Genomic DNA, 20,855 nt, shown 5'->3' with positions numbered 1-20,855 from the left:
CTATTTTTATTTAGTGTGTTTATTATACGCAAAGGCCCTCCCATAGGGCAAAAGTGCTTTATTTAAGCAAAAAAGTATAAGGATTAGGGAAAATGAAACTAGTAAATCTTACCTAAAAACATGAAATTTATAATTGAATAGGCATGTTTCCACAATCATGAAATAAGATGCGAACTACAAGCTGTTTTAAGTCCTATAGCATGTTATGAAACTAAACTTTTACTTGAATTAAACTTGGTCAATTGCGATTCAAACTAGCCAAACATTTACTTTTTTCCAATGTCGTTGACCCTACATAGGGCACGTTCTGAGTTCCTTTTTTTTACACATTAATGCAATCGTTTGCATCATTAGGTCAAGGTTATGTAATGCAAATGTATTTTGCTGGCAGCGATAAGTGTCAGCGGGCTAATTCTTTTACTTTTTTAAAACAACACGTCATGAATGAACTACTACCTGCATCAAACAATTTTATACATCAACCAAAAAACAACTGTTAGTACTTCTCCGGAATAGCAATCAAAAACTTTCAAGGTCTCTATACGTATCCCGTAGTGGATATGCGGAAATCAATCAACACCCGGCATCAATCAATACTTATGTCCATCCGGAGGCGGATGCATATCAAATTTTTAAATGATTCCCATTATGAAACAAAAAACAAGCGTATTGGCCTGCGTTTCCTACGCCAGGAAATGGCTTTTACCTTTCTCCCTCTTCCTTCTTTTTCAACTGTGCAATGTTGTGGTAACGTTTGCACAAGCTGCTAAAGTGGAAGGAACGGTAAAAGATCAAACAGGAAATTCCCTTCCCGGGGTGACTGTAATGGTCAAAGGCACCAAAAAAGGAGTAGCCACCAGCGAACTGGGGCGCTTTTCCATCCAGGCAGAAAAAACGGATGTACTCGTTTTTTCCTTTACCGGTTTTACCACCAAAGAAGAAACAGTTGGACCACGTACAACCATCGACGTAACACTTTTAGAAAATATATCTACCCTGAACGATGTTGTGGTGGTAGGATATGGTACTCAAAAGAAACGCGATATTACCGGTGCCATCAGTTCCATTGGTGCAAAAACCATTGAGGAAAAACAACCTGTATCCATCTTTGATGCCATCCAGGGCGCTGCACCTGGCGTTCGTGTAATGAGTAACTCCGGTGCTCCGGGAGAAGATCAGGACATCACCATACGTGGTTTATCCACCCTCTCCGATGGTGGCGTGAGGCCGCTTTACATTGTGGATGGTGTAACCATGGACAATATCAACGCGATCAATCCTAAAGACATCCAGTCTATAGAGATCCTGAAAGATGCTGCTTCTGCTGCCATCTACGGTTCCCGTTCCGCAAACGGTGTTATCATTATTACTACCAAACGCGGTGATGATGGTAAACCAAAGATCGATGTAGGATTTCTGAGGACTTATAATAAACTCTCGAACAGAATACCACAGGCCAACCGCCTGGAAAGGCAAATGTTTGAACGCAGAGGCAATATTGGCCTGGACCCTAAACCAGACGATTCTACCTCTTTTGCTAAAAATGCGGACAATGATTACCAGGACCTGATCACCCAAACCGGAATCAGAAATCAGGTAGACATTGGCATCAGCGGAGGTACCAAAGCATTGAGCTTCTACAGCAGCTTGCAATACCTGGATGAAAAAGGGATCATATTGAACAGCTACGCGAAAAGGTTCACGCTCCGTAACAACCTGGACTACAGGCCCAGTAAGTATGTAACGATGTCTACACGCATCAACTTCAGCTACCAGGACAGGAATAATATCAATGAAGGGAACGTGATCAGGCAAGCCCTGCAACGCCCTCCGGGCATGGCGCTCTATTTACCTGATGGCAGTTTCATATATAATAATGGCGGACGCCGCAACCCTATTGCAGAAGCTTACCTGCGAAAGGATATCTCAAAGGTTTATAAAGGCGTATTGTACCAGTCTTTCGACTTCCAGCTGGCTAAACCGCTTAAACTCCATGCAGATGTATCTGCCGATGTAGAACTAACCAGGAGAAGCACTTTCAACTCTAAATTACTGGATACAAATACACCACAGGTTAGTTCCGGAAGTGACAATACAGCCCTTCCCATCAGAACACAGGGAAATGTTTACGCCAGCTACCAGCAGAAAATTAAAGAGCATAGCATTACTGCCATGGCCGGGTTCAACTTTGAGAAGAATAACCAGGAGGAAGTAAACCTTGCGGGCAGATTATATGTAACGGAATCTGTTGAAACATTGAATGCAGCAGGGTCCCTTACTTTAACTGATATTTACTCGAATGGTACCATCAACTCCTTAGCGGGTTTCTATGGCAGGTTGGCATATGATTACAAAGGCAAATACTTATTCAATGCTACTGTAAGAAGAGATGGTTCTTCAAGGTTTGGATCGGATACGAGATGGGGTAACTTCCCTTCTGTTTCTGTTGGCTGGAGGTTTAGTGACGAACCATGGCTGGGCTTGCAGAAGAATAGCATTTTAACAGATGGTAAGATCCGCGCCAGCTGGGGCCTTACCGGGAACCAGGCTATCGGCAACTTTGATGCCGTTCAGCAATTTGTATTCGGTTCTTATTACTACAACAACGTGAGTGGTGTACGTACAAATGACCGTTTAGGGAACAGCCTTTTGAAATGGGAAGAAACTGCACAGTCAGATATCGGGATAGACCTTACTTTCCTGAATGGCCGTATAGTTTTTGTAGCAGATTATTATGTAAAGAACACCTCAGACCTGTTATATGATGCTCCTCTTCCACTGGAAGCAGGTTATCCAGGTAAAGCCCGTACCAATACAGGCTCTATCCAGAACAAAGGGATTGAATTATCCATTGTTATGACACCTGTTAGTACAAAGCACTTCAATTGGACCACATCTTTGAACTACTCACAGATCAGGAATAAGATCACCCGTCTTCCAGGCGGTGATTATGTAGACGGTATCTGGTATGTTGGTGAAGGCAGAGAAGCCGGTAACTTTTATGGATACGAATACCAGGGTATCTATCAATATGATCAATCCAATGCCTGGACTGAGGACTACAGGACCCGTCTGATCCCTCAATTCCAAAAAGATTCATACGGCAACGTGATCATTCAAAAGAACATGCAGCCTATCCTCACAGGTTATCAAACACCAGACGGGAAAACATATGCAGGTGATGTAAAGCAATTAACCACCAACGGCGTTGTTTCCAAAGGCGGCGATGTTATCTGGGAGAACCTTCCGGATTCAAAGGGAGAACTGAATGGAAACATCGGTAACGAAGATCGTAAGATCATCGGTTTCGGCCAACCACGCTGGAGCCTTGGCTGGAATAATACATTCAGCTACAAGCGTTTCTCACTGTCTTTTAGTGTTTATGGAAACTTCGGGAATAGCATTTATAATGAGAACAAAAGGAACCTTGCTTCTTTCTCTAACAGTAACACTACTCCGGAGCCTCACTTTATACGCAACATGTGGAAATATCCAGGCCAGATCACAGACTCTTATTTAGGAGGTGATAAAACTGCTGATAACTTCCGGAGAGGTAACAGCCAGTTCCTGGAAGATGGTTCTTTTGTAAGATTACAAACTGCACGTCTCACCTATAGCGTACCGGATTACCTGCTCAGAAGAGCACACATTCAACAAACGAGTGTGTTTGTTTACGGAAATGGCTTATTAACATGGACCGACTACTCCGGATTTGATCCTGAAGTAAGTCAGAGGAGTGTATTAAAACCGGGAGAAGATCCGGGAAAATTCCCGCGCAAACGTGAAGTAGGTATCGGTATTAATGTTACATTATAATCAAACGATCATGAAAAGAGTTAAAGTAATAGTGATAATCTTTGCAGGGTTGTTCATGCTCCTTGCAAATACGAAATGCAATAAATACCTGGATAAAGAGCCCATCTCATCTGTAACGCCGGGAACTTTCTGGAAAGATCAGAATGATGCCAAAACCTGGCAGGCGGGAATTTATAACCAGTTGGCTAATACATTAAAAACAAACTGGTTCGATTGGGGTGAAGTACGTTCAGATAATGTTAAAACAGCAGGTACAGGTAACGCACAAACCAAAATGCTCAATAACATATTATCTGCCAACGATGCAGACGTAAACGGCGTTACCCGCTGGACGGATATTTATACCACTATATCTCTCTGCAATTACGGTATCAAATACCTTCCCGGCATGATCGAGAAAAATCTTGATCAGGGCGCGCCGCTTTATAATGATATACTGGGCCAATGTTATTCTGTACGTGCACTCATGTATTTCTACGCCCTGCGCGTATGGGGCAGAGTGCCTATTATTACAGAACCCATTGAGTCTTTATCACAGCAAACACAATTTCCAAGATCAGACATTGCTGCTGTTAAAAAACAGATCACGGACGACATTGCTAAATCATTGGAAACAATAGGCAGTGCAGTAGCGGGTACTGCTAACCCCATTGACCCGAAAGGTTTGGTTTTTATGCAAAAAGCCAGTGTTTATGCACTGCTGACAGATGTGAGCATGTGGTTCCAGGATTATGACGGAGCTATTGCCGCTTCCGATAAATGCATCACAGAAAGTAAATGTACCTGGGTTACTACTCCCCAGGCCTGGAAGAGTATGTTTATATTTCCCGGCATTTCATCAGAAGCTATCTTTAGCCTTGACTGGGGTGCAGTTGCAAGAGCTGCGGGTGTAGGTGTTTGCCAGAAGCTTGGTTCCAGCTCCAACACACACCAGTACATGATCACGCCTAAGATCTTCCAGGAGTTAAGAGGAAGGGTAGATGTTGGTGGCAACTCTGTGGATGCACGTTTCAATTTGTGTTTTGACACCGTTACTTATAAAGACGTTACCCTTTACAGCAACGCTGTAGCCCAATTCGGTAAATTCTATACATGGAAAGGTGTAACAGGTGGTCCTTTTGCTGTTGAAGGAAACAACGATTGCAATGCCAGGATCCCTATCTACCGCTTTGCAGATATTATGCTTCTTAGAGCAGAAGCACTGTGCCATAAGAATAATTTCCAGGGAGCGCTTGACATTGTAAATAAAGTACGTGAACGTTGCGGTTATACCACAAAAGCCCTGCTGACTGATTATACCGGCGATGTTCTTAAAGGTGTTGAACGCACCATTCTGCAGGAAAGACAATACGAGTTCCTGGGTGAAGGCAAGAGGTGGTTTGACCTTTGCCGTATAGATAAGATGTATGACTTCACTAACAATGGATATGCTTATCTCCGTTCAATCATGAACCCGATCCTTTCCGGTCGCGCAGGCGCCACACCATTTGATAACACAGCACTGGTGCCAAATGGTATGGGCAGGATACTCTACCCTATCAATTCAGATGCATTTAACGCTAATTCTAAACTGGTAGGTGATCAGAATCCTCCGTATGACGAATAGAAGAAAAGGTAATGGTGAACTCAATTAAATGATTTTTATGAAAAGTATCAAGCAATATATATTACCAATAGCAGCGCTTTGCAGCCTCACGTTTGCAGCCTGCAATAAACTCCAGGACGGGTTTGATTATAATAAGTCCTATTATGACAACAAGGTAGACATGACTGTTTACGACTTCATGAAATCCAAACCGGAATTATTCTCCGGCATGCTGGCTGCCATTGACTACGTTGATCAGGACGCTAACTATAAAGATGTAAAAGCGATGTATACCAGCACAGGAAATACTTTCCTGCTCCTGCACAACACCGCGCTTATCAATCTGGAAGACGCAAACAGTTACTTTATGCAGAAAAGGTTCCTGGTAACTGATCCAACCAGTCCGGATTATAATAAAACATTGGCAGGAACTGACTGGTCTCAATATAAAAGGGAGGACATAGCAGAGCTTTTAAGGTATCACGTAATGAAAGGCCGGCAGGAATATGCCAACCTCAACTCCACGCCAAGGTGGGTGAATACTTTTGCTATCAGTGCAACAAATGACTCTGCCAAGATCCACATTTACCTGCAGGGCACACGCGATGGCTTCCTGTTCATCAATAACTATATAGGCGCTCCTTCTACCTTTTTAGAAGTGAAACCCCGCACACCAAACTTACTGGCTACAAATGGCGTGATCCACGTAATGAACAGATTTGCCGTTGAGCCGACAAGACAAATAATTGCGAATAATAAATAACTAATTCTATTGTTATGAGAAAGATATATAGTGCAGTTCTTGCGTTTTCCTTCCTCGCCTTCTCCTGTAAAAAGGAAAAGGTAGAGATCGAAACCTTAAGCAAGGCAGGGGAAGAATTCTATTATGGGGAAAAAGTTCCTGTATGGGCAGGGACAACAGGCAACCTGAGAGACCTGAAATATTCATGGACAACCACCGGCGGTACTTTCGATGGATCAAGAACACAGGACCTTTATGAGAACCTATGGGTAGCACCCGCTAAAACTGGGGAATATACGGTAACGGCTACTGCAAAAGATGATAAAGCATCTTCTAGCCGCAGTACCACTATGAAAGTAACGCGTTACTTTTTTGATGACTTCCAGAGTTCATTCACCTTTGACGGAAACGGATGGGCACAAAGTAATGCCGACGTAAAAGAGGAGCCGGATAATGATATCGATAAAGCGCATGTGGAATTGCTTGCCAATGGAACCAGTGGTCCTAATATACGCCGTACGCTGAACCTGGCGCCATTGAAGATCCCCTTCTCCGTAAAAGCAAAATTTGGCTGGAAAACCTTTTTCAGAGCCAGCCAATCCATGACCATGAGCGTGTATTTTGTACAACCGGCTACGAACCCCACCATCCCCTACATGCGGGAGTTAAGGTTGCAGTTCCAGCCAACGGTAAACCCTGCTACAACGGATAACTTCACGGTAGGGTTTGAAACATTCGTTCCTAATAGCTCTACCTCTTCAAAATTCAGCGCCGTAGGTGCTGTATTGCCTGCACCTCCGCCATTGTTTACTGTTGTAAGAGGAAGGAAACCCGAGCTGGCTATTGCTAACGGAGCGGAAAGAACGATCAGCATGTCTATAGACGCAGCCAATGTGGTACATGTTTATATAGATGGCGTACTGTGGTTCCAAAGCAACGGATATAAAGATTGGGTGACTTACTGCAAAGCTACGTACCCCGGTTTCCCTGATCCTCTCGCCAAAGAATTTAGAATAGCCTTCCCGGCGAAAGCTAATACTAACGAAGCAGGTTCTGTTCTTACTGTGAATAGTGTGTACATCAATGATGATGGCACCATCCTGAAATAATACAACAACGCATAAATAAAAAAGGTCCTGATGTGTATCAGGACCTTTTTTACTTTAATAACATCTTACTGCAAAAACAGCCGCAGGTATATCCCCTGAAGGATGTTCTACTTCAAGCACCAGCTTTCGGGTGGTAACAGGTTGCTTTAGCTGTACACGATTATAAGTTTGATAATTATTTGTATGCTCTGCTAACACATTGCCCGCTTCATCTTTGATCTTATACTTCCGCACACAGAAAGGCATCACTGATTCCGGATGAGACATCAATACAGATTCCATCGGGTGATCATAATCCGTATCAAAGAAGAGATCTATTTCACTGATGGTCTTAGCTTCTTTCCAGCTGATACTCAACTGAGGCTGCGGATCATTCCAGTCTGCCACCCAGGCATTGGGCTGTGTTGTAGGCCTATCCACCCCATTACGGATATTAGCCGCTTTGAACACATCCAGTCCGGCCGGATACTGAAGATCGATATTATGCCCCTCTGGTCTCCGTTGCGGGCACCAGAACTCAAACTCATCCATACCGATATCTTCCGGCGGCGTTTGTTTCCCGTAATTGGAAACTGCTTTATTCACCGTATTAAATACAGAAAGAATGCCGGAAACTCTCTTCTCAGAGAAGTGTAATTCTACCAAAGGATTTTTAAGGAACGTGATGAACGCGTAGGCGTTATCTTCCATAACGGCATCAAAGCTTAGCTGCATGCAATTCCTTCCCGGCTGCACTGCCAGCGTTTGCGTAGCCACTGTTATATCCGGTGTATGATTCCCCACCTTGCTGCTCACACGCAATTCCACCGTTAACTCAGTAGCTACATCAGCATCTGCATGAAAAGTGAAAGGCGCGATCTTTCCTTTTTGCAAAGGCAGCATTTGTGCAGAAGAAATAGCCAGTGATTTACGAATAGGTGTACCCGGAAATTTAGTGAATACCAGCTCGCTGGAAGCCTCGATACTTGCTGATTGTACAAGGTCTTCCTTATCTGCGAGCTGTAATCCCGGAACATACTGACCTGTTTTTAACAGGCGTTGCTGCAGGGCAGCCATATGTTGATTTACTTCCGCCGGAAGGATGTTCTGCTCTTTGCAAATAGCTGCCGCAACTGCCACCGCTTGTGTTACATAAGCAGCCGTGGCCATTACTCGTGTAGAACCAAAGGCCACATGCGAGGAACTGATCACACGGCCACCCAGGAACAGGTTCGTAATATTTTTACTGTAGAGACAACGGTAAGGGATCTGGTAAATACCTTTACTATGCCATTGGTTGCAACCGGGTTTCTCACTGAACACACCATCTGCAGGATGCAGGTCAATAGACCATCCGCCAAAAGCTACGGCATCTTCATGTGTGCGTTGTTCAATTATGTCCTGCTGGCGCATCATGTAATCTCCTTCAAAACGGCGGCTTTCCCTTTTACCCGGGATCATGCCTACCCATTCCAGTGTGAGTGTTTCTGCTTCAGGGAAGTTGCCGGAGTTCTTAATATGGTTCCACACACCATATACTACCTTCCATAGTTCCCATTTAATATTTTCTGTATCATGTACTGTATCCAGCCTACCGCCATATTCTATCCACCATAACTTGCAACCAAAATCTTTCGCATTGAAGGATTTGAATTTAGGCACTTTCGTAATATCTGTCAATGCAAATGCAGGAGGAACATACGTTACTGGCTTGCCTGTGTCTTTGCTGTAGAAATATAAACTATGCCCTAACAGTTCGCCATATTCTTTGGTGGGGGCAAACTTCTCTCCGAATTCTTCCATCGTTTCAGCGCCCATGCGGAAAGCGGCACCAGATAAAAATCCTACTACACCATCACCGGAAGCATCGCAGAATAGCGGTGCTGACAAAGTGTATTCCGTTTGATTCTGACTGCAGAATGCTTTTAAGGAACTAATGGTGTTCGCATCTTTTTTATCCACTGCATACACAGTGGTGTTAAGCAACAGGATAATGTTCGGTTCGCTCGTCACTTTATCCAGTAGTAAGCTGTCAAAGATCACAGGGTTACCTTCCGGATTACGCCAGGTGTTTTCTACCAGCAGTTCATCCACAATGCCTCCTTCTCTTGCCCAGCGGTTATTATTCCCCATATGCGAGGTAGCGCCCAGTATCCATAACCTTACTTCACTGCTCGAGTTTCCTCCCAGTACAGGCCGGTCCTGCACAAGCACAACTTTTAATCCCTGCCTTGCAGCAGTAATGGCACCACATACTCCGGAGAGCCCGCCACCCGTGATCACCAGGTCAACATCTATTCTTTTACCGGGGAAGGACCGCTTATCGGTTGCTTCAGACTGTATCATTCTATTTAATTGAAAAGGGTTTACTTATTTATTGCCTAATGTTGCTTTTTCACTTTCCTGTACCCGTCCTTCTTTATCATACAGTGATAAGGAGAACGTTACAGCTCCCTGCACAGGAACGGTAAATTCAAATGGGTAAGCCACATCCTCTACCGTTGTATTGTTATAATGTAGTGTCACCTTGCTCCATTTTGTATCATCATCTTCCAGGTAGATGTACAGCCTTTTGCTGTAGCTACCCAGTTTAAATAACATAGCGTGTGCATGGCCCTTTTCCAGCTTAGCGTAGTCTTTGCTTTTGTCGTTCGTAACCGCTAAGATCTTTTGCTGGAAGGTATTGGGCACTGGTGTATTCGGAATAACGATAGTATTAATACCATTTGCAGGAACAGTAATGGAGAAAGTATTCTTTTTAACATTCACCAGTTCCTTGTTGATGGTCACATTGGCGGTGACCGGTTTATTGGATTGATTCGTGAAGGCCAGTAATAACTTATCTGCTGTTCTGCCGGAGATATAATTCAGTTCGGTATTATCAATGGTTAGCAAACGGGAAGGCATCCACAACTGCACATCCTTCTCATCATTAAATGTTCCTTTCCGCATGCCATACATCTTGCTTTGCAGGTAGGCATATCCTTCTATGTATTCTGCGGGGAAACTGATCTTTCCTTTGCTGCGTACGAATACATCTGTTACCAAATAATCCAGCAACATGGAAGCCATGGGGAGGATATGATTGTAGTGGAAAGAATTCACACTCTGCTCCTTATGTTTATGCAGGGGGAAATCCACTTTCTCATAAGCCGTTGTTCTTTCCGTGTTGATGTGATATCCCGGGAAGTTCCTGTACCGGCCTATCACCGCAGCTTTGGCTACGTTGATCAGAAAAGTATCTTTTGCATAATAACCAAGACGCAACATCCAGGGAGCATAGTTGGCCATGAATATAGCCCGGTGCCCGGTGGAAGTACCAGAAGATTCAGGTGTTAATCCTGTTTCTGAAAGACGCCATGCCGGCGCTTGTTCCTCCGGATAATACATCTGCTGGTGGCCTTTTGATTTGAGGTACCAGTACATCGGTGCTTTGCCACCCTTGTTTACCGTGATCATGCTGTCTGGTATGGCAGGCACCATCCATGTGAACATCGTATAGTTCCTGGCGCCTTCTACGGCAGCCTTCAGGTATGCGGTATCGTTGGTGAGTTCGTATAATTGGGATAATTCTATCCACCTGTCTGTAAAAGTAGGCCAGAAGAAAAAGCTGCCGGAGAAAGGATCATTAAAAGACGTTTGCTGCTGGTAAGCTCTTTGCTTCAGGTATTGATTCGCTTTGGTGACGGCCGTTTGCAGATAAGCTTTATCGCCGGTGGCTTTATAGAGATGCATGGCATTGATCCAGTTATCTCCTTTTTCTTTTACATCCAGGTTGCGTACGCGATCGTTCTTAAATTCTTTCTGCATCATTTGCAGGTAGAAATCATTCTCCCTGCCGAATACATTGTAGAGGGCTGTTAACTCAGACAAAGGTGCTACAGGTCCTTTTAATTTGCGGGAAGGGCTTTGGATCTTTTGTGTACTGTCTAAACTGAAAAGGAATTTCTCCCTGCTCAGCATAAACTCCATCAATGGATAAGCACGTTTTTCAAACATCGCTTTATCATCTCTCACCAGTGCCAGTTCCAGCGGATTCAAACTGGAAACATTCTTCACTGCCCCCGGCACATCTGTGGAATAAGCACATCCTTTCAGACTGTCTATGAACCATGCGTAATCTGTCATGGCGTAATCCACCATATTATCCAGCGCAGTGTTCAAAGAAGCGATATCATTCCTGCGGTAATCTTTAAAGCCAAAGATCTGTTGTGCTATTTGCTGATAAGTATGATTAATGTCCTGTGGTGTTACCACCAGTTGCATAGAAAAAGAGAAGCTATCTCCCTTTTTCATGTTGGATAAATAACCACCTGGGATAGGTGCATACACACTGGGTTGCAATGCTTTTGCTTCATTCAGCAGGGAGATCCCGAACTGGCTGTTAGGCAACATGGGCAAAGGCTGAAAAGGAATGTGTTCCGGTGATACCAGTACACCGATGGTATTAGTGCCATCGAAGACCATGGTAGTTGGTAAAGTGGCCATGAAAGCCGGAGTAAGATATGCCGCATCAGGGATCCTTTTTTCCTGCCAGATAAGCGGTTGCCAGATGGCAGTTGCTTTTTCGGGCAGAATGGAAGGAGCACCGGTATAGCCTATACTGTAATAACCGGCTTTCAATGGCGCAAAGGTATAGCGTAAAACAGGGAAGGGGTTAATGTTGGTGAGCAGGTAAGCTTTCAGTTCAAAGTTTGCATTAGCGGGGAACCGGAAGAAAACGGTATCGCCTTTTTGTTCCAGGCGTGTTGCTTTTATGGCAGTAGATTCGCCGGCATGAAAAATGTTAGCCGTTCTCCATTCACTTTTACCACGTAAGATCCTGTCGTCAAAACCATCTCCGGCTACAGATGCATTGATCTTCTTTTGTATGAAATCAGCTTTGGTACTATCCGTTACTTTCCAGGTGAGCACATTGTACTCTACTTTCTTAATACCGGCTGGTTTTAATGCCATAGCAGGATCAGCAGCATTGTATAATACAGTGAAAGAAGGGGAGAATTTATATCCTTTGATATCCATATACTGCTGGTCCGCAGATATACGTACCTGAGCTTGTGTACTCATTGCAATAAGGCCACAAAAAAGGCTTGTTAAATATGTACCGTTCTTCATAAAGTGTTTCAAATTTAAGACCCTGCCTGCTTTGCGCTTCCGATACCGTTGCTTAAATCAGGTGGGAACATTCCCAAATTGCGGGAATGTTCCCAACAACTGTTGTGGCTTCCGTTTATAAATTGAGCACGCCTTCCCGCACTGAACCATCAGGTGTTTTTACATGCACCTTTACTTCCGCTTTTTCTTTTGGCGTAAGTGGATGATGGCTCCATTCGTATGGCGCGGTGTTCTTAATTTCTTCCAGGTTGTTGATCAATACGGTTACTACTGTACCTGGCCCGGGATTGTTTTCCAGGAAACCATAAATGGAATCCCATCCAAAGGGAGACCTGATCCTGAAAGCATAAAATTTACCCAGTGTGGCACCCAAGTCAATCACCTGCATGCCATCTTTCACCGGGGTGATCTTTTGTGCAGGTTGTTTTGCTGCCAGCGGGAAAGAAAGGGCAGCAAAACCGGTCGCAGGCAGTTTTATATTCATTTCCCTTCCTTCCATTTTTGCCGTAGCAGGCGCAGCATCTGGCTGTGCGTAAAAGGTGGCACTGGTATGATCTTTTACCGGGGCTTCTTTACCCAGGTCTATTTTGCAGGATAACTCCTGATGTGCTTCATTCAGCAGAATGATCCAGAAGCGGTCCTCAGAAATACCGGTGATGTAATTCACTTCGGGCTTATCAATTTGCACCAGTCCTTTTTTCATCCACAGGCTCACGTTCTTATCATCCAGGATAGTTCCTTTGCCGCCGCCGAAGATCCGGTTATTGAACCATACAAAACCATCTTGTTTACCGTAAGGGAACAACACTTTGCCATTTGAACGCTGCATAGCTTCCGTGATCAGGAAATCCAATGTGAAAGCCAGGTGTGGTGGAATGTGATGATAGTAGATGGAACTTACATCCGGCCCTTTATAAGGGAAATCCGGCAACATGGGAACGTCCGTAAATCCTGTGGCGTAATAACCGGGATAGTTGGTAAACCTTCCTATGACGGCGTTACGGGCGTAGGTTTCAAATATTTTCCTTTTATCGAGATCGAATAAGCGTAGAAGATGGGGCGCCCAGCTGCTCATGAATACATGGCGCACAGGCGTTCCAGGATTGAAAAAAGTATACGGCTGTTCAAACCCAAGCCCTACAGGTGATACCAATGCCTGCGGTACTTTTTTCTCCTGTACATCATTTGGCTGACGAGGGAAACCAAGGCGGTACTTCTCCCCTCCTTTCCACCATAAAGTAGTATTGCCTTCATATGTATTGCCGGCGTGGATAGTTTGTAACTGATCTTCCACTGCAGGATAAGCGCGCACACCGATCAGGGTTTGGAAAGCAGCTGTAGCGGCAGCATTTAAATAAGTAGTATCGTGTGTGATATCGTAAAGATCTGTGAGGTCCCACCAGTTGGCATAAAAGGAAGTGTTGTAAAAAGGTTGTTTGGTGAGAGGTGCTGTTTTAGTACCATACACTTCATCCCTAAGAAATATCGCTGCTTTTTCTTTAGCAGATTGCAACCACTTATTGTCTTTCGTTAAACGATAAGCAGCGAGGTCCTGGGAAAATCCTGGTACTACTACGGAGTAACCTAACGTAGCCCTGATCTTATTATCTGGTAACGCTACTTTCTTCAACCAGGGATTCGCTTCATTCAGTAACTGGTTCAGCCCTTCGTAATAGGCCGTGGTGAACTGAGAATTATAAGGACTTAAAACTGATTTTTTGCTGGATCTGAATCCGCTGCGGGACAAAGTATATTCAATGGCAGGCAATGCCCGTTTGATATACATATCTTCATCCCTTCCCAATATAGCCGCAGAGATCACCGCCAGTGGAGCCGATTGCACAACCGTAGGTGCTCCTTTCGGCTCTGCTTCAATATCATAAAATCCTTTCAGGTTAACATCCCAACCACCGGCATTATCATCTTTGATAAGATCGATGATGTTGAAAGCGGTATTCGTGAGGGAAGTATTATGCTGACTGCGATAATCTTTAACTTTAAAAATACTGTCTGAGATATACTCCAATGCATCATTCCAGTTAGCTGTTACAGCACCCATGATAAAAGTACGTTTCAATGGTTGCGCTGCTGTGATCTTAGAATCATCCAATCCTAACACGGGAGACAATGCAACGGGCTGCACTTCATTCCTTTCGTTCTTAATGCTGAATCCGATCTTAGACCTGTTGGATACTGCCCAATCCAATGGATAATCAGTAGCTGCGCGGGTAATGAAAGTAGTCAGCATACCCTGTTCACTCTTTATTTCCATCATGGCCAATGGTTGCGGCATAAGAGCGGAAGGCAGCATCACCGGTTGTTCCGGAATACGCTGATACTGGAACATAGGAGGTAATTGTATCTGAGCAACTTTCTCTTTCGTTACGCCCTGAAACGCAGCCACTGCCAGACTATAGTAAGCGGTTTGTTTTGGTGTGTATTGCAGGGTGAGCGTAAGATGATGTGTGGCCAGTTCCCAAATCCCCTGTATCGTTTGACCATCCTCTGCACGATAACTAACTTCCAGCGTATGATCGTTGATCTTTTTTACAGCTGCAGGAATGAAAGCCGTCAGCTTTCCTGCCAGGAAAGGATTCTTCAGGTTATCCGGTTCCAGGATGGTGTATGATTTTCCTTTACTGGTAAAACTGCTGAAGCCGATGGAACCATTCCAGGAAGGGAAGAAATTACCGAAACCAATTTGCGGTGCGTCTGAACTGATCAGTAAGATCCTGTTCTCTTCATTATCCGCATTGATGCTCGTCCATTTACCATTGCGTTGTATATCTGTGCGGGAAGCTATTCGCTGCTCTGCCTGAAGGAATTGTAACCGCAGGTATTTATTGCTGATCGCTGCCAGTACAGGTGCATCGTTCTTTATCTTTGCAGGGGTAACAGGAACAGGAATGTTTACCGGATTAGACTTAACAGCTACCTGTACCGTTTTATATTTTTGCAGACCGGCTAACGGCCGCTCATTTGGATTAAAGGTTTCTGTTGTGAGCAACACGGCATCACATCTGCCAAAGTTCCCGCGGGAATCCTGCAGCCGGATCACGTTTTCGCCGGTTTCCATTTTAGCGAAACCTGCTTTTTCCCAGTAGTAACCATCCTTCCCATGTTTACCGGATTCCTCCATGGCCTGTTCATTCACCGCTACCCGGAATAAACGGGTACCGGGATTATTAGTTGGATAATCTGCTGCACGTACCCACACGGTATAATTACCTGCCGCTTTAACATCGATCACCGCCATCGCATCTGCCGCTTTCACTTTTCCGCCCAATACACGGAGGATATTATTGTTGGAAATATTCACACCACCAATAGGCTTCTCCGCCATCCAGCCACCTTTGAAATTGAAATCTTCTGCTTCTATAAAATAACTCTGCTGGGCATGAAGGGCCGACCCGCTTAATAAGCAGACCGTGATAAAGAACCAGGTATGTTTGAGATAAAGTTTCATTACTTCTGTTTTGTCTCCAGCACCTTTATGCCATAGGGTGGGATCTTTATAGGGATAGTTGAATCGGCTATTTGAATGTTTGTTTGTAACACTTCATCGTCATTGTTCAGCAAAATGAAGAACAACTTCTTTTGCTCCCGGTTAATGGCGCAGTAATAATCCAGGTAAGGGCTGGTGGTTTTGAGTAAACCTTCTTCCAGCAATAAATCCGCCGTTACGCCATTTACTTTTCCTGGTGCAAAACCATAAGATTGATGCGGGCCTACTTTTGGTGTGATAAAACCCCTGGGGAATTTCACTTGTCCACCGGAACGCATTTCTGCTTCTGCCAGCAGGTAATCTGTGATCCAGCCTATCTGCCACCATGCATGGTGAGGATAAGGACCAGCACCTTTATTCATCACATCCCAATAATAGGACGCCACACTCGTTTCTTTATCTACAAAGGCATCCCTGCCTAATGCAGCAGCGCGTGCCATATTGAGGAAAAGAGAATCATGGGTGAGCGTGAACATTCTTACAAACATCCCGGCATGACTCGCCAGCAAAATTGGACCACGATGATTAGCAGAACCTAATGTACCGCCATGTTCAAAACTTAAACCTACCTGGCTGATCTCCCAATCCTGGCGTTTAACACCATTCACTATTTTCTCTTTGGTAGTAGGAATAGGATGTGTGTAGATAGAAGTAGTATACAACCTCGCTGTTTGAATTGCCGCCTGTTTGTATTTTTCTTCTTTCGTTACATCGTATAATTCCAGTAATGCCTGCGCACTCTGACCGGTTGCAAAATCCGGTACAAAACGGGTATCTCCGCATACACCAAGGAAGTGGCCTTTCTCTACAGCATTTTTGATATACCAGTCAGCGCCCTTTCTTGCAGCATCCAGGTATTTTTTGTTATGCAGTATTTTATATGCAATGAGTAAGCCGTAAAAAGTAGGACGAAGGTCTTCCACCTCTTTAAACAACGGTGCCTGTGTAACATGATCATAAGCCACCTGCCATTGCCCGCTGTTACTCATCCATGCCAGTAACTTATCTGCAGCCAGTTGCAAAGTATGTTTCAGTGCAGTGTCCTTAGGCTGAAACAACAATATATTACCGGCATCCATCAACATGTAATAAGTAAGGCCGACAGGCTCTACATAAGGCCCCCACTCTTCTGTCCACCGTTTGCTTTTGGTGAGATAATATTGACCGGCAGCAGCGCCATAAAAGAAACCAGTTGTGAGATCTTGTTGTTGTAGTTTGAAGTTCCGTGCGTAAGGTAGCCGGTCTTGTTTTAATGCAGGATCATTGGTGATATTAGCCAGCATCCACATAGCACCATAATCAGAATTCTTCATGGCGTCTTTCTCAGAACCGTATACACCACCCAAATAAGCCTGTGCGCCAATGGTCAATCCTTTATAATCTTCTGTTTTCCACAGAGACGTTTTTGCATCTACCAGGTATTTGTGCATGGACAAGATCCGGCTGGTCAGCGACTGCGATGTTTTTTTCAATGCGAGGAAATCAGCAAAGTGATACACATCATTTACCGCATGTTTGTACACCGTATACCAGTCTGCATATTGCACTGTATACCTGAAGGAGAAAGAAACCGTATCCCCTTTTTGCAAGAGAGAACCTTTCTCACCCAGCACAGGATGATAGGCAGTAGGTGTAAGACTGGCTTTCCTGTTCATTAAAGAAAGCCCCAATTGCCAGGTGGATTGTGTTTTCGCATCGCGCTCCCAGGGATCTCTTCCTGTGCCCGGATCAGGGATCACGGCCATGGTGATATTATTCTTAGCAGAAATGAACGGCGATAAAGTAGCCGCTGTTCTTTCCCGAACGATCACCGGTTTATCCGGAATACCCTGCATGTACACATTCGCTTTTACGAAATCATGCTCAATGGCATTACTCTGGAAATAACCAGGAATACCACCCCATGCCAGCTCTGCTTCTTTAACAGTTGCTACAGTAGGTGTGGCCAGAGAAAAGTAACCGGTTTGTTTGGCTGTTAGGGTGATCTTTACCCGGATATCAGATGGGAACTGAGGATCTATTCGCCAGGAAGCAGTAATGTCAGCTTCCTTTGAATGTTTGCTAAAAAGAACTTCCTTTCCAGCCGTTACAGCATCAGAAGGATAAAAATGCACCGCCTCCCCCGCTGTATTCATAGGCACTGGTTGTATCAATGCCTTCCACAAAGGAACAATGTAATGATACTGCGGCTCAGGGAAACTGTTATTAAAAGTAGAATCCGGGAGGTTTGCTGCATATAACAAAGTGTATTCACCACTTACAGCAGGTAAAGCCACCCAGGCTTTTTTATTTTTAACGGACAACTGGTTTAACTTCCAACCGTCCGTGTTTTTAGTCCAGTGTAATTGCAGGGCATCACTTTTCAGGGATACCTGTGCCGAAGCAGAGAATCCCATCAACAAACCCGCGAAGAACAAACTTCTTATCATTTTGCTCATAGTTTCACCTTACCTGCTGCCCGTAAAGGGATCAGGGAGGATAAAAGAATAACAGTAGCAATACCAGCTACCAGTGATGCGCTTCCTGCTGAGAAGAAACACAGTACGTATAATAATACTGCAATGAAACAAAGGGAAAAGGCAATCACCTTCAATCCAAACTTATTCTGCTTCTGTATTTCAAATGCTTCTTCAACAGTTACCAGTACAGGCGATGCTTTACGCTCAGCCTTCAGGGTTTTCAAATGCAGATACTCTTCACTGGTGCGCCCTTTGTAATAAGCATAGATCTCATACAATGCCAGCATGATGAATGGTAAGCCAACACCCAGCAGCATTTCATTAGCGCGGCTCAGTTTATATTCTGTGAGGAAAGGAAGAATAATTTTAAATACCAGGTTCGCCGTAAGGCTGATCCCTGTTACATACAAGGTCACCTTTCCGGTTAAACGTTTAGAGAACAAAGCCCATAAAGGCGGAGCCAACAATGGACCACCAGTGATAGCACCAATGCTCAAAGTAAATTCAACGATCCCACCGATGTAAGGAACGATCAAAGCCACGATGATCATGCCCAGCCCAAAGAACCAGGAAGAAATGCGTGCTACGCTCATCAGTTTTTTATCAGAAGCTTTAGGATTGATGGTACCTTTGTAGATATCATTGGTGAACACAGCCGATACAACATTCAATGCAGTATTGGCAGATGCGGAAGTAGAGAAATACATCCCTGTGAGGATCAGCCCCATCAGGCCAGCAGGCAATACGTGCTGGCAGATCATCAGGTAAGCATTTTCTGTTTCCAGGCCCTGCAAACCAGGGTTGATGGTTTTGTATAACATTGGCGGCAACATCCACAACACAGGACTGATAATATACAACCCGGCAAAAAGATACGCTACTTTGGAAGCAGACTTTGGGGTATCCACACTCGTGTAACGTTGCACGAACGTCCAGTTGCCACCAATATAAAAGATGTGGTATAAAGCGAAGGCAAGGATAAAACCCCAGGTATATTCACCATTCACTACATCAAAGAAACCCTGCGGGGAGAACTTAATAAAATGTTCCACACCACCTGCTGCGTCAAATGCCAGTGGAATGATGATGAGGATGGCAGCGGTGAGGATCACAAATTGCAGAATGTCCGTTACCATTACAGCCCAGAGACCACCCACGGCAGTATAAGCTATCATGAACAATCCGAGCACTACCGTACTGGGCATTAAAGGAAATCCAAGAGAAGAACTCACCAGCCTTGCAACAGAATACAATACAGATCCTTTGATCATCAGTGATACGATCATGAAAATGTAGATGTAACTTTTTTGCACTGCTTCTCCGAGACGTTCCCGGATAAATTCTGCAGCAGTGAGATTGCCGGTGGCTTTCCATTTAGGCGCCAGGTATAAACCCGTCACTAATCCCCCTATGCACATGGTCCATTGGATCGTGATGGCTACCCAGCCATACTTATAAGCAATAGATCCCCAGGCCACAAAAGTACCTGCGGAAAAAAAGCTCATGAATAAAGATAATCCCCCTATAAACCAGGGCACGGCTTCTCCTGCAGCAAAGAAAGATTTCAAATTGCGGCCGGTTCTCGAAAACGAGAAACCGACCAGCATAATAAATATGGAGAATACTACAATTACAGACGTATCAATCGCTGCGCTCATGGTGTAATAGTTAATGTCACTTCTCTCGTTGTCCGTTGTTCGCCATTATAACGTACAGCAGATCCTTCAAATACAACTTTATAAGTACCGGGTTTTGTAAACACATAAGAGAACTCCGGTAAAGTGGTACTAATGTTCTTAAGCGCTGTGCCTACATCCTGTTTAATATAAGTAGGATCAAATCCTTTGCTGATAGCCCAGTCTTCATTATCATCTGCCGTAGCTGTGCTGCTGGGCATCAGTAATTGTGCAGCGGAGAGGCTCCATACAAAAGCTGTGTTCTTGAAATTCACCTGCGTCCATCCGCCGGTGGACATTACAGCCAATGGTGTTACCGTTCCATCCGGGGCAATGTTGTTGGCAGCGAAAGTTCTGATCACCCACCTGTTCTGTCCCTGTGTTTTTTTGTAATCCGTATACCTGAATGCGATATAGATCAGTGAGGAAGGCTTTTGTGGATTCACATAAGGCTTCAGGCTGATAATACCTGATGGCACGCTATCCTTTCCTGCAGAGAATACCGCCTTGCTGCTAATGTCCGTCCAGGTGGCTGCTTTTACGGAAGTCGTATCCGCTTTGCCATTAAAGTCGTTAGACACCATCAGTTGCAGGTTTTGATAGATGAGACCAAATTGCACCAGGCTTTTGAAATCTATCTGCAGATCATTCTCTGCACTATCCCGTTTCCTGAGTTCATATTTATGCCCCTGTTCACCAGAATAGAACATCAGGTTATCCGGGTTGCCACTGATCGAGAACTTCACGGAATCACCTGCCTTATAAGTAAGCGAAGCCGTGGATACCTGAAAGTTCTGTCCTTCCACTTTTTCTTTTGCACAAGAAGCGAAGAGGCCAATTGAGAGCAGACTATATATAATGTTACGCAT

General features: G+C 44.4%; 10 protein-coding genes. 4 read left to right on the top strand and 6 right to left on the bottom strand.

Annotation, left to right across the window (positions count from 1 at the left end; all coding sequences use genetic code 11):
* The first annotated feature begins 648 nt into the window (after positions 1–648).
* Genes GFS24_RS27485 through GFS24_RS27470 form a run of 4 tightly spaced genes read left to right on the top strand, consistent with a single transcriptional unit; the run spans position 649 to position 7,252 of the window.
* On the top strand, positions 649–3,816 hold the full coding sequence (locus GFS24_RS27485) for a TonB-dependent receptor (RefSeq protein ID WP_153665443.1): 3,168 nt from the start codon (positions 649–651) through the stop codon (positions 3,814–3,816).
* A 10-nt stretch (positions 3,817–3,826) separates the two neighbouring features.
* Complete coding sequence (locus GFS24_RS27480) at positions 3,827–5,422, top strand: RagB/SusD family nutrient uptake outer membrane protein (RefSeq protein ID WP_173003215.1); 1,596 nt, start codon at positions 3,827–3,829, stop codon at positions 5,420–5,422.
* A gap of 37 nt (positions 5,423–5,459) precedes the next feature.
* Complete coding sequence (locus GFS24_RS27475) at positions 5,460–6,164, top strand: fasciclin domain-containing protein (protein WP_173003214.1); 705 nt, start codon at positions 5,460–5,462, stop codon at positions 6,162–6,164.
* Between the two features lie 14 nt (positions 6,165–6,178).
* The gene (locus tag GFS24_RS27470) at positions 6,179–7,252 is read left to right on the top strand and encodes a PKD domain-containing protein (RefSeq protein ID WP_153665437.1); all 1,074 of its coding nucleotides are present in this window, start codon (positions 6,179–6,181) and stop codon (positions 7,250–7,252) included.
* A 54-nt stretch (positions 7,253–7,306) separates the two neighbouring features.
* Here the strand turns inward: GFS24_RS27470 and GFS24_RS27465 are convergent, their stop codons facing one another.
* The 6 genes from GFS24_RS27465 to GFS24_RS27440 form a co-directional block, all read right to left on the bottom strand.
* Positions 7,307–9,577: an FAD-dependent oxidoreductase gene (locus GFS24_RS27465; RefSeq protein ID WP_153665435.1), complete on the bottom strand. Its 2,271-nt coding sequence runs from the start codon at positions 9,575–9,577 to the stop codon at positions 7,307–7,309.
* 24 nt (positions 9,578–9,601) lie between these two features.
* The gene (locus tag GFS24_RS27460; protein ID WP_153665433.1) at positions 9,602–12,298 is read right to left on the bottom strand and encodes a hypothetical protein; all 2,697 of its coding nucleotides are present in this window, start codon (positions 12,296–12,298) and stop codon (positions 9,602–9,604) included.
* A 163-nt stretch (positions 12,299–12,461) separates the two neighbouring features.
* Positions 12,462–15,812 (bottom strand): hypothetical protein, encoded by a 3,351-nt coding sequence (locus tag GFS24_RS27455; protein WP_153665431.1) that lies wholly within the window; start codon positions 15,810–15,812, stop codon positions 12,462–12,464.
* Positions 15,812–18,280 (bottom strand): glycerophosphoryl diester phosphodiesterase, encoded by a 2,469-nt coding sequence (locus GFS24_RS27450; protein ID WP_216647567.1) that lies wholly within the window; start codon positions 18,278–18,280, stop codon positions 15,812–15,814. Before GFS24_RS27450 ends, GFS24_RS27455 begins: the two co-directional genes overlap by 1 nt.
* 5 nt (positions 18,281–18,285) lie before the next feature.
* Complete coding sequence (locus GFS24_RS27445; RefSeq protein ID WP_153665427.1) at positions 18,286–19,968, bottom strand: sodium:solute symporter family protein; 1,683 nt, start codon at positions 19,966–19,968, stop codon at positions 18,286–18,288.
* The gene (locus GFS24_RS27440; protein WP_153665425.1) at positions 19,965–20,855 is read right to left on the bottom strand and encodes a DUF5017 domain-containing protein; all 891 of its coding nucleotides are present in this window, start codon (positions 20,853–20,855) and stop codon (positions 19,965–19,967) included. The genes GFS24_RS27445 and GFS24_RS27440 overlap by 4 nt, the downstream gene beginning before the upstream one ends.

It is taken from the genome of Chitinophaga sp. SYP-B3965 (genome assembly GCF_009647655.1).
Taxonomy (GTDB): Bacteria; Bacteroidota; Bacteroidia; order Chitinophagales; family Chitinophagaceae; genus Chitinophaga.
This window is presented reverse-complemented; position numbering and strand designations above follow the sequence as displayed.

Excerpts from the sequence above, each read along its gene's own strand:
- GFS24_RS27465 (WP_153665435.1), bottom strand. The coding sequence starts at position 9,577 with ATGATACAGTCTGAAGCAACCGATAAGCGGTCCTTCCCCGGTAAAAGA.
- GFS24_RS27445 (WP_153665427.1), bottom strand. The coding sequence starts at position 19,968 with ATGAGCGCAGCGATTGATACGTCTGTAATTGTAGTATTCTCCATATTT.
- GFS24_RS27450 (WP_216647567.1), bottom strand. The coding sequence starts at position 18,280 with ATGATAAGAAGTTTGTTCTTCGCGGGTTTGTTGATGGGATTCTCTGCT.
- GFS24_RS27470 (WP_153665437.1), top strand. The coding sequence starts at position 6,179 with ATGAGAAAGATATATAGTGCAGTTCTTGCGTTTTCCTTCCTCGCCTTC.
- GFS24_RS27485 (WP_153665443.1), top strand. The coding sequence starts at position 649 with ATGAAACAAAAAACAAGCGTATTGGCCTGCGTTTCCTACGCCAGGAAA.
- GFS24_RS27455 (WP_153665431.1), bottom strand. The coding sequence starts at position 15,812 with ATGAAACTTTATCTCAAACATACCTGGTTCTTTATCACGGTCTGCTTA.
- GFS24_RS27460 (WP_153665433.1), bottom strand. The coding sequence starts at position 12,298 with ATGAGTACACAAGCTCAGGTACGTATATCTGCGGACCAGCAGTATATG.
- GFS24_RS27475 (WP_173003214.1), top strand. The coding sequence starts at position 5,460 with ATGAAAAGTATCAAGCAATATATATTACCAATAGCAGCGCTTTGCAGC.
- GFS24_RS27480 (WP_173003215.1), top strand. The coding sequence starts at position 3,827 with ATGAAAAGAGTTAAAGTAATAGTGATAATCTTTGCAGGGTTGTTCATG.
- GFS24_RS27440 (WP_153665425.1), bottom strand. The coding sequence starts at position 20,855 with ATGCGTAACATTATATATAGTCTGCTCTCAATTGGCCTCTTCGCTTCT.